Raw genomic sequence first — 10928 nt, forward strand, 5'->3', positions numbered from 1 at the left:
GCAGCAGGAGCAGGTAACCCGGACCGTTGCTTTCAACCTGAATCGCGCTCCAGCCGGGCAGGCTGTCAGGGCCGATCTGGTCCCCTCTCCACGTCACTTCCGTGCTGCCGTCGATCAGGTAAACCCCACGCGTCGACGACGCCAGCGTTGTCGCGCCGTCATCTTCAACGGTCGTCGTGACATGACCAATTGTGCCATCATTGTTCAGATCAACGCCGTAGAACACCTCGACATCGACAACATTCGCAATCGGGCGACCGCTCAAACGCGCGCCCTGATCGTCAAGCGTCCACTCCGCGTAACGGCCATCGTCATTGCGCCAAAGAATAAGGTATCCTTGGCCATCGTCTTCAACTTGAATGGCCGTCCAGCCAACGAGGGAATTCTCCCCCATAACCTGACCATTGAAAGTAACTGCGACATTCGAACCCGGACCACCGATCAGGTAGATACCTTGCGCGGCGTGTTGAAGCGCGGTTCCAGTCGTTTCGACGTCCGAGATCTGAGTTGCGTTCGTCAACTGAGTAAGGTTGTAGCCCAGATTTCCATTCGAAAACTCGAAACGCTCCACGTCGCTGGACACTGTAAAGGTTCTGCCGGTGATAACGTCCAGAAACTCGTAGGTACTGCCATTGTTGATGAACAGATACTTGCTGATGGCGCTTACGAATCTGACCGTATCAGTGCCAGTTCCACCCGAGAACGAACCTGTATTGTTTCTGACAATGGCGACGTCGTTACCGGATCCACCGTTTACAGTGTCTGCGCCGGATCCATTGGCGAGGTAGATTGTATCGCTGCCGCCACCGCCGTTGATCGTGTTGTTGTTCGATCCGTTGGAGGCTGAAAAAAAGGTGTCGTTGCCGCCGTTACCATTCAGAGTGTTTACGGCGGCATTGCCAAAAATGGTGTCCTTCCCAGATCCACCCGATGCGTTTTCGATAACAACACCGGCCGCAATCGTGAACCCGCCTTTTACGCCCCCAACATGAGACACGCCGCCGCCGCCCGTAGACGAATAATCAAGGGTGGCGGGTCGCAAATCGATAACTGTGATCCCACTGCCAGAATAACGGATTGTATCGGATCCGCCTGTGTCCCAAATGGCCTGATACCCGACGCCGCTGGCGTTGCTTGTGGCCAGATCGTATGTATTGCTTCCCGAGTTGTACGAATTGTTCGCGCCGTACATGTTTTGCAGCGCAGCAATATCCAGCGCACCCAATCCTGTAGCGCCACCCCATTTGGCGTCCACCGGCAGAATTCCGTTCTTGGAGGTCCAACCGTCATTGTAACTCATGACGGTGTAGACACCCTGGTTCAAACCCGAAGCTCCGAAAGAATCGAACGGTCCTGTGACGCCGCGCATGACTGTTGTACCCAACCCTGAATCGTGCGGGTGAGCCAAGCCAAGTGCGTGGCCCAGCTCGTGCAGCAGAGTCGTGAAAAAGTAGCCTCCGGCATCCCCGTTCCCACCCGGGCCTGCATCCCAGTAATCCGTGCTGAAGGCACCTTCGGAGGGGTTATTTGAGGGCGTATAGTGATACCCGAGCGTATACGGGGAATCGAAGAAGTACGGGTTGGAATTCGGTGCAAGAACCTCGTAAATGTCAGCGTCCTGCCAATTAGAGACTTCTACGAACCGTATGTTGGCAACGGATTCAAAAACAGCCAGTGCCTTCCTGAAATCGTCTTTGTACGCGTTTGTCCAAGGGGTGGAGCCCGCATATTGGTCAAAGTTATAGGTAATCGTCGTTGTGGTATTCGGGTTACCGTTACCATACGCGCGGGTTCCTTGGATCGCGCTCAGTGGAGACGACGAAGGAGGAGTTGAAATATTAACAACCATTGCAAGGCCCTAAAAAATTCTTTGGACAAGAAGATTCATGTCCAAGTTGTCATTATTGTGGCGAGGCTCTCGCCTTAAGCGAGAAATTGATCTTTTGGTTAAAGGATGTCTAGTACGTGTCACCCTGACACTACTGACTGTGGCCTCTTCTCAACAACTGAGAACGGGCGGTCGACAAAACCCGCGCACCTAATCTGCATGCGGAGAATACCTAAACCATAACAAATACTTATATCTTACATACGCCACTAATTCTGTTTTGAAGAGGCGGCCTGACCCACCTGAACTTCAATTCACACCCATTTTCTCTGTGGCATCTTCCTACGTCAAAGGCGCATGATCAAGGCACTTTGACCCTATCAGCCCACGCCATCTGGACACTCGATTTAATTTCTCTTAGTGATGTAATGTTATTACATTTTTATCACACCCATGTTCATGACTCACGCCTCAAAGACCACGCCAAACCCGACCAATGATCTGCGAGTCCCGGTGACATTGCTCACCGGGTTCTTAGGGGCGGGTAAGACGACACTGCTTAACCGAATTCTTGCGGAGTCCAGTTCGGGACCCATTGCGGTGATCGTGAACGAGTTCGGCGAGGCGGGTCTGGATCACGATTTGATTGAATCGGTGGACGGCGACGTGATGCTGATGTCATCCGGCTGCCTGTGCTGCTCGATCCGCGGGGATCTGTCGGACACGTTCGTCAAGCTGCTTGCCCGGCGCGACGAAGGCATGCTGCACTTTGACCGGATCGTGATTGAAACCACGGGCCTGGCCGATCCCGGACCGATCCTGCAAACGCTTTTGGTCGATCCATATCTGGCGCGGAATACGCGGATGGATGGCATCGTCACCGTTGTGGACGCCGTCAACGGCCCCGGGACGCTGGATGCGCAATTCGAGGCCGTCTCGCAAGTTGCGCTGGCCGATCTGATCGTGCTCAGCAAGACGGATCTTGTCTCTGACACAGAATCAAAGGCCGTGACCAAGCGGCTCCGTGACCTGAACCCGACCGCCAGCATCATGCGCGTTTCGGATCGCGATTTCAGCGCGAACGGGATGTGGAACCTGACAAGCATGCGCGACACCGCAGGCCAACAGGACGCACTGGCCTGGACGACACCCAAAGAAAATGCGGACCCTCTTGGCAACCTGTCCGGGCTGCTGCCGGGCTCGGCGGCCAGCCCCGTATCAACGATCGAGTTTCGCCGTCATGACACCGACATAACGTCCATTTCGATTGTTCTGGACGAGGCCTTGGATGACGACCTTTTTGACAAGTGGTTCGACACTCTGATCGCCCACAAAGGCCGGGACATCCTGCGTGTTAAGGGCATCCTGTTTCTGGACGGGATTGAGACGCCATTTGCGTTCCACGGGGTCCAGCACATCTTTGATCCGCCTGTCCCGATAAAAAACTGGACCGGGGAAGACCGCCGCACCCGCATCGTGTTGATCGGACGCAACCTGAACCGGCCCGAGATTCAGCGCAGCCTCGATTTGCTGCGCAAACCACATCCCACACACATTCAAAATCCTACGGAGCATTAAGGCAATGACCGATACCCGACTTCCCGTCACCGTCCTGTCCGGTTTTCTCGGCGCGGGCAAAACCACATTGCTCAACCGTGTCCTGAACAACCGCGAAGGCCGTCGTGTCGCGGTGATCGTCAATGACATGTCCGAAGTGAACATCGACGCGGACCTTGTGCGCGCGGACACGGAACTCAGCCGCACCGATGAAACATTGGTCGAGATGTCAAACGGCTGCATCTGCTGCACCCTGCGCGATGATCTGCTGCAAGAGGTGCGCCGACTGGCCGAAGACGGCCGCTTTGACTACCTGCTCATCGAATCCACCGGTATTTCTGAACCGCTTCCGGTCGCAGCGACCTTTGATTTTAGGGATGAGCTGGGCGAAAGCCTGTCCGATGTCTCGCGGCTGGATACGATGGTGACGGTGGTGGATGCGGTGAACCTGCTGCAGGACTTCTCCAGCCACGATTTCCTGCGCGACCGGGGTGAGACCATGGGCGAGGAAGACGACCGCACGCTGGTCAACCTGCTGGTGGAACAGATCGAATTTGCCGATGTGGTCATTCTGAACAAGGTGGTCGATGCCGGGCCGGAGCGAACCGATGCCGCGCGCAAGATCATCCGCAGCCTGAACGCCGACGCGCGCATCTTCGAGACCAATCACTCCGACGTGGCCGCCGAGGCCATTCTGGATACAGGTCTGTTCGATTTCGAGAGGGCGCATGAGCATCCGATGTGGGCCAAGGAACTTTATGGGTTTGCGGACCACGTGCCTGAGACCGAGGAATACGGCGTTACCAGTTTCGTGTACCGCGCGCGTCAGCCCTTTGAGCCCGAAAAGATCCTGAAAGTGCTGAATGGGGACCTGCCGGGTGTGATCCGCGCAAAAGGGCATTTCTGGCTGGCCACGCGTCCGAACTGGGTGGCCGAATTTTCCATGGCGGGCGCGCTGTCTTCCGTCAAACCTTTGGGCACGTGGTGGGCTTCGGTCCCGAAAGAGCGGTGGCTGGATCATGAAAGCGCGCGCGAATATATGCAGGCCCATTGGTCCGAACCCTGGGGTGATCGGCGGCAAGAGATTGTGTTCATCGGCTCGGGTATTGACTGGCCGGTATTGAAAGTGCGGTTGGACGACTGTCTGGTCCCCGAACATCTGGCCTCGGGTCCCGAGGCCCTGCCACTGGACTTGCCTGACCCCTTCCCGGGCTGGCGACGCGAAGGGGAAGCGGCGTGACTTTGGCACATACCGAGATCAGGAATGCCGCAATCGGCGTTGGTGTTGCGGACAGGCCCGAAGACCTGTCCGTGATCCGAAAACCCGGCTGTGCGGCAGCGATCTGGCGCAGGCAACCGCCGCTGGGCTTTCAGGACTGGATCGAAAGTCTGCATCCCGACCAATTGCCTGCCGCACGCATGGTGCTGCGCCCAGGTGCAGTAAAAGAGGCCGTTCAGCATCTGTGTGACATCGCAGGTACTGAGGAAGGTCCCGAACGCACATGGCTGGTCGAAGACATCGCCGACCTCTCGGCCCGGTTTGCCGGGATCATGCGCGCGCCCTATCTGCGCGTGCGCCTTGGCGTCGTCACCACAATCGCCTGCCGCAAGTTCCACATTGACGCGATCCTCGCGCGACTCATTTGCACCTATCGGGGAACCGGCACGCAATATGGCATCTCGTCCAATGGGGCAGAGCCGCAAAAACTGTTCACCTTGGCAACGGGGTGCCCCATGGTGATGCGCGGCTCGCGCTGGCCCGAGACACCGGCTTCGGGATTGTTGCACCGGTCCCCACCCATCGAAGGGTCTGGGGAAACCCGATTGGTTCTGGTGCTGGATCCGATTTTCGATACCGAAGAAGCATAAGAATGGCGGGCAATCTTGGCCAGACGAAACTGAAAAAACGGCGGCGGCGGGAAGATCCCATGCGCGAGTTCGACCGGCTGCCCCCGCCTTTGCGTATGTGGCTGGCAAACGCGGCGCTGCCCTGGCGGCCCCGGTCCGTTCGCCGCGCCTATGACCGCGCCTTGTCCCGCACCGGCGATCCACAGGTTGCCTTGCAGGAACTGGATCGCCTGCAGGACCAGCAATTGTCGAAAGACGGGTTGCAGGGCGCAGCCTGCTAGCCACGCGCCCACAGGCTTCCCGACAGGCAATAAAACTGTGAGTTTCGCGCCACACACCCACCGGCTTGGCGGTTCTCGTTCTTGCGGACAAATTCGGCGCTTGCGCCGTGAATGACTGCTCGTCAAAGATGCTTGCAAAAGGCGTCACTTATAGAACGAGGTTGCAATGCAAACGTTTAACATTGGCCGGGTGCCTCCGCTGACTTTTGGGGCCGGACGTTTGTCGAAGGTTCCGGATATCGTGGCGAATTTGGGCGGCGGCCCGGTGCTGATCATCGCGGACACCATTCTGGCGGATCTTGGTGTTACGGACCGGCTGACGCAGGATCTGGCTGCACATAGTGTGCCTTTCGTTCTTGCCGCAGATGTCGCGGGTGAGCCCAAGGAAACTCTGGTTGATGACCTGTCGGCCAAGGCGCGGGAAACCGGGGCCACAAGCGTCATTGGCCTGGGCGGTGGGGCAGCCATGGACACGGCCAAACTGGTCGCGGCCATAGCCAACAGCCAAAAACCGGCGCGCGACTTTGCGCTGGCAGCGCAACCGTTGCCGCAGGACGGTCTGCCCGCAATCGCGATCCCGACAACAGCCGGAACCGGGTCCGAGGTCACGCGCACATCGATCGTGTCCACGCCCGAGGGGTTGAAGAACTGGTATTTCGGCGAGGAACTGATGTTCGCACAGGCCGTGCTGGACCCCGAACTGACGCTGACCCTGCCGCCGCACATCACGGCGTGGACCGGCATCGACGCGGTCGCGCACGCGCTTGAAGGGGCAACGGCACGTTCAACCAGCCCTGCCGGTCTGCTCTATGGTCTGGAAGCGTTGCGCATTCTGTCGGACGCCCTGCCCCGCGTGGTGGCAGACGGGTTTGATCTTGAGGCGCGCGGACGCGTTCTTTGGGGCAGCACCGTCGCCGGTTTGGCCCTGCACAATTGCAACACGCATATGGGGCATAATATCAGCCATGCGCTTGGGTCATTGGCACGGGTCCACCACGGACATGCAACCGGGCTTGCGCTGGAGGTCAGCCTGCCCTGGCTTGTCGCCCGACCGGACGGGGCCGAGAACTACGCCCTGGCAGCCCAGGCCCTTGGCGGGTCGGCTGCGGCAGAGGCACTGCCCGACGTTTACATAGGCCTGATGCGCGCCTGTGGCATCGCCGCAGAGCTGCCTTCTGTCTGTGCGGGTCTGACGGATACGGACCTTGCCGCAGCCATGAAGATCCCCGCAAATCACTCCATGTCGCAGAACTCTGCCTGCCCCGTCTCGGATCACGACCTTGACGAAATGGCATCCTTGATGATGCGCTTGCCGGTGGCCTCGGCGGCGGCTTAGGACACGAGGTTAACTGACAGGTAATGTCGTTTGATACCGCGCGGGCAGAACGCGGACCTATGGTAATTTGGCCATTTGTCTTTGCCCTGTCCTATTGCGCCAATTGTTATTTGAAAGCGCCATGCGCTAACGTAACGGCATGCCCGTAGCCCGCCCGTTCTTTGCACTCAGCCGCGTTTTGACCATTGCCCTGCTTGGTTTGGTCTTCGTGGCCGCGCAGGGACATGCCTCGACCCGCGTGGCGCTTCTGATCGGCAATTCGAATTATGCCTCGCCGGACATGGCGCTGCGCAATCCGGTGAATGACGTGGCCGCGCTGGGGTCGGCCCTGACCGAGCTGGGTTTCAGCGTGATCCGGGCGACCGACCAGAACGTCGCCGGGATGGAACTGGCACTGGATCAATTCGGCACCGCCGCCAAAGGGGCCGAGATGGCCGTTTTCTTTTACGCAGGCCATGGCGTTCAGATTGGCGGCGAGAACCATTTGATTGGCACCGATTTTGCGGGCAGTGATGTGGCCGCACTCAGACGCAGTTCCCTGACGCTGGACAGGGTGCGCGACGTGATGTCCAAGGCGGGGCCGGATGTTGGCATTCTGCTGCTGGATGCTTGCCGCAACAATCCGTTTTCCGACAGTGGTATGGTCGCACAAGGGCTGGTTCGAATGCGCGGCGGCGCGGGCCTGCTGATTGCCTATGCCACCGATCCCGGCAACGTGGCCTATGACGGGCTGGGCGACAACAGCGTCTTTACCACCGGCCTTCTGGACCATATCGCAACGCCCGATCTGGACGTACGCCTTATGCTGGGACGGGTGCGGCAGCAGGTCGTGCTTGAAACCGAAGGGCGCCAGATCCCGTGGGTCGAAGAATCCGTGCTGGATGAACACAGCTTTGCCCCCGGCCTGCCCCTGGACGCACCGCAGGATACAACGGCGGCGGATCTGGCGCAGTGGCGCAGTATCTCGTCCAGTTCGGATGCCCGTGTGTTTGAAGACTATTTGCGTGAATACCCCGATGGTCTGTTCGCGGCCTTCGCAAAAGACCGGATCGCCGCCTTGAAAACCGGATCATCCGGATCCCTGGCGACCTTGGGCGCGTCATTGTCCAAAGCCAACCCGGAAAAACTGGCAACCGCGCTGGTGGCCCTTGGACACCTCAGCGACGGGCAAACGCGCGATCTGGGTCCGGCGCTGGACAGCTATCGCCGCCGCCTGCCCGCGCAAGAGACCGCCTCGGCCGAGCGACTGTATGAGGATGCTGCACAAGTGTCGGTGTTTCTGGCCGCGACCACATTACAACGTCTTCGCACCGACCTTGTTGCCCTGCGCAGTGTTGAACGCACACTGGCCATTGCCGAAGACGCGCTGGGACAGATCGAAGAGATTGCCCGCTCGAACCCCGACGCGCTGCCAGTGCTGCAGCAGGCGCGCAATGATGTATACGATATCTACCGATCCCGAGGCATCATCCTGCGACGGCTGGACCAAAGCCGCAGCTACTATGACGAAGTCCTCAGACGGTCTGTCGTCTTTTTTCCACCCGACGTTGATACCTCGATTATCAGCGCTGCATCGGGATCAAACTCGCTGGACCTTGCAAGCGCCCAGCTGACAGATGACGCCGCCCTGTTCCTGCGCCATGTTGCGCAGGCCGAGGACAGCAAAAAAGGGAGTTACCAATGGCTGGCCGATCTCATACCCCCCGAATAAGCGCAGCTGTGCTTGCCGTCTCGCTGGCCCTTTCGGCCTGTAGCGACACCAGTCAAACCGCTGCTCCGCCTGCGGGCACTGGCGGCGCGACACAGGCCGAGGCCGATCTGGCGAAACAGGCGGCGGCGATGCAGAAGACCATTCTACAAGGGGCCGTTGCAGGGGGCGTTACCGGCGGGGCGATCGGCTTTGGCATTGGTGGCAGCGACGATATCGGCACCGGATTTTCCATCGGGTTGGGTGCTGGCGCCCTTGCGGGAACCTATGTGGCCTTTGTTCAGCGCAACTATGCCGGGCGCGAGTCGCGGCTGCGGCAGATCAAAAAGGACCTCGACCGCAACGCGTCGGAAATGCAGACCACGATCAATGTCATGAATCAGGTTCTGGCGGCGCAAAAGGCCGAGTTGGATGCGTTGAACGCGCAGGTCGCCTCGGGAACCGTGGATCAGGCCGCTTTGCAGCGCGAACTGGCCGAGGCAAACGGCAACCTGACACAGATGGAGCTGGCCATCGACGGGGCCACCAAACGACAGGCCGAGTTCAACGAGGCGCGTAACCTGACCATATCCCGCGGACAGACTGCTTCGCCCATCGATGGCGATCTGGCGGCTTTGTCCAATCAGATAACCCAGATGCGCGGCATCGCGGGCGATCTGGCCTCGTCACTATGAAAGGTGTGACTATGCTCCGCCTCGCCTTACCTTGTGTGCTTCTGGCCGCTTGCCAGACAACCACCGACCCTGCCGAAGGCGGGTTCTTCTCGGGCGTCTCGGGGATCGCGACGGGGGCTTATGACGACCGGATCACCGCCGCCGAGGGCGAAGTTGCCGAGGCCCAAGCCCGGAATGACGCATTGGCCGCGCAGATCCGGGCGTCGGAATCCGAATTGGCGCAGTTGAAGCTGAGGATCCTGCAACAGCGCGACGCGCTTGGCGGTGCTGATCCAGCCACGGCAGCGCGCATTGATCGGGTTCTGAACGCCACTCCCGGCGGTGCGACGCCCGACGCCAAACTCGCCGCCCTGCAACGCAGCATCGCCGAAGCCCGCGCCCTGAGCAGTGATCTGGCGAAACTGTCGGGGTAACGGGATGGTGCTGGATTGGTGTGGCGACCGTAATTCTGGTCGCCAGTACCTGACCCAAGCAGTCATCTAGGCGGCTGCGATCTGCCCGGCCTTTTCCACCAGCACCTCGGCCTGACGGATCGAGGCATAGTCGATCAGCCGCCCGTCCAGTGATACCGCGCCTTTACCTTGTGCCTCGGCCTCGGCCATGGCGACAAGAATGCGTTGCGCCTTGGTCACCTCGGCGTCCGAGGGCGACATGACATCATTGGCCAGGGCAATCTGGCTGGGATGAATGGCCCATTTGCCTTCACAACCCAGAACCGCCGCGCGTTTGGCTGCTGCGCGATATCCGTCGGGATCCTGAAAATCCCCGAAAGGTCCGTCGATGGGGCGCAGTCCGTTGGCCCGCGCAGCGACAACCATACGCGCCAAAGCATAATGCCACATATCGCCCCAATGCGTCGCCCGGCCCCCATCGGCATCAGCATCAGTCAGGACCGAGTAATCCGGGTTCACGCCGCCAATGATCGTCGTGCGCGCGCGGGTCGATGCCGCATAGTCCGCAACCCCAAAATGCAGGCTTTCATTGCGTTTCGAGGCTGCCGCGATCTCGCTGACATTCTGCATCCCCAGAGCGGTTTCGATAATGTGCTCGAACCCGATCCGCTTTTTATAACCCTTGGCGTCCTCGATCTGGGTCACCAGCATATCGACGGCATAAACGTCCGCCGCGGTTCCGACCTTGGGGATCATGATCAGGTCCAGCCGTTCTCCGGCCTGTTCCACCACATCGACCACATCGCGGTACATGTAATGGGTGTCCAGCCCGTTGATCCGTACCGACATGGTCTTGTTGCCCCAATCGATATCGTTCAGTGCCTCGATAATGTTCTTGCGCGCCTGTTCCTTTTCGTCAGGTGCTACGGCATCTTCGAGATCAAGAAAGATGACGTCCACGTCCGACTGTGCGGCCTTTTCGAACATGCCGGGCTGGCTGCCCGGCACGGCCAGTTCGCTGCGGTTCAGCCGGGCGGGGGCTTGGTTGATGTTATGAAAGCTCATGAGTTTGGGTCCTTCGTCTTACAGGTTCGGATAGATGGGGAACTTGGCGCAGAGGTCTGCGACCTCGGCTTTGACCTTGGCCTCAACGGCGCCGTTGCCGTCTTCGCCATTGGCGGCCAGACCGTCGACCACTTCGATGATCCAGTCGGCGATCTGGCGGAATTCGACCTCGCCGAAGCCGCGCGTGGTGCCCGCAGGGCTGCCCAGACGGATGCCCGACGTGATGGTCGGCTTTTCGG

Annotated in this window: 10 protein-coding genes and 1 pseudogene; 8 read left to right on the forward strand and 3 right to left on the reverse strand. The window is 59.4% G+C overall.

Going from position 1 to position 10928, the window contains the following annotated elements; all coding sequences use genetic code 11:
- Positions 1-1849: matrixin family metalloprotease (locus ACR0KJ_RS19245; RefSeq protein ID WP_480627441.1), on the reverse strand; the 1849-nt coding region annotated here is incomplete at its 3' end.
- 438 nt (positions 1850-2287) lie between these two features.
- On the opposite strand from ACR0KJ_RS19245, the gene ACR0KJ_RS19250 reads away from it, so the two are divergent.
- From ACR0KJ_RS19250 to ACR0KJ_RS19285, 8 genes are all read left to right on the forward strand, one after another.
- On the forward strand, positions 2288-3406 hold the full coding sequence (locus ACR0KJ_RS19250; protein ID WP_480627442.1) for a CobW family GTP-binding protein: 1119 nt from the start codon (positions 2288-2290) through the stop codon (positions 3404-3406).
- A gap of 4 nt (positions 3407-3410) precedes the next feature.
- Positions 3411-4625: a GTP-binding protein gene (locus ACR0KJ_RS19255; protein WP_480627443.1), complete on the forward strand. Its 1215-nt coding sequence runs from the start codon at positions 3411-3413 to the stop codon at positions 4623-4625.
- Positions 4622-5254 (forward strand): DUF1826 domain-containing protein, encoded by a 633-nt coding sequence (locus ACR0KJ_RS19260; protein ID WP_480627444.1) that lies wholly within the window; start codon positions 4622-4624, stop codon positions 5252-5254. Before ACR0KJ_RS19255 ends, ACR0KJ_RS19260 begins: the two co-directional genes overlap by 4 nt.
- A 2-nt stretch (positions 5255-5256) precedes the next feature.
- Entirely contained in the window at positions 5257-5514 is a 258-nt protein-coding gene (locus tag ACR0KJ_RS19265; protein ID WP_170456802.1) for a DUF6525 family protein, read from the forward strand.
- Positions 5515-5680: 166 nt separating this feature from the next.
- Positions 5681-6850 (forward strand): iron-containing alcohol dehydrogenase, encoded by a 1170-nt coding sequence (locus tag ACR0KJ_RS19270; RefSeq protein WP_480627445.1) that lies wholly within the window; start codon positions 5681-5683, stop codon positions 6848-6850.
- Between the two features lie 139 nt (positions 6851-6989).
- On the forward strand, positions 6990-8561 hold the full coding sequence (locus ACR0KJ_RS19275) for a caspase family protein (protein WP_480627446.1): 1572 nt from the start codon (positions 6990-6992) through the stop codon (positions 8559-8561).
- Positions 8531-9232: a hypothetical protein gene (locus ACR0KJ_RS19280; RefSeq protein ID WP_170456796.1), complete on the forward strand. Its 702-nt coding sequence runs from the start codon at positions 8531-8533 to the stop codon at positions 9230-9232. Before ACR0KJ_RS19275 ends, ACR0KJ_RS19280 begins: the two co-directional genes overlap by 31 nt.
- A gap of 11 nt (positions 9233-9243) precedes the next feature.
- Positions 9244-9645 carry a hypothetical protein gene (locus tag ACR0KJ_RS19285; protein WP_170525118.1) on the forward strand — a complete coding sequence of 134 codons (402 nt, stop codon included), beginning with the start codon at positions 9244-9246 and terminating at the stop codon, positions 9643-9645.
- Between the two features lie 66 nt (positions 9646-9711).
- On the opposite strand, the gene ACR0KJ_RS19290 is transcribed toward ACR0KJ_RS19285, so the two are convergent.
- A complete protein-coding gene (locus ACR0KJ_RS19290) occupies positions 9712-10689 on the reverse strand; it encodes an HpcH/HpaI aldolase/citrate lyase family protein (RefSeq protein WP_480627447.1) in 978 nt (325 codons plus the stop codon).
- A gap of 18 nt (positions 10690-10707) precedes the next feature.
- Positions 10708-10928, reverse strand: a pseudogene (gene glyA, locus ACR0KJ_RS19295) (serine hydroxymethyltransferase); the annotation flags it as partial.

This window comes from Ruegeria sp. AD6 (assembly GCF_056542325.1).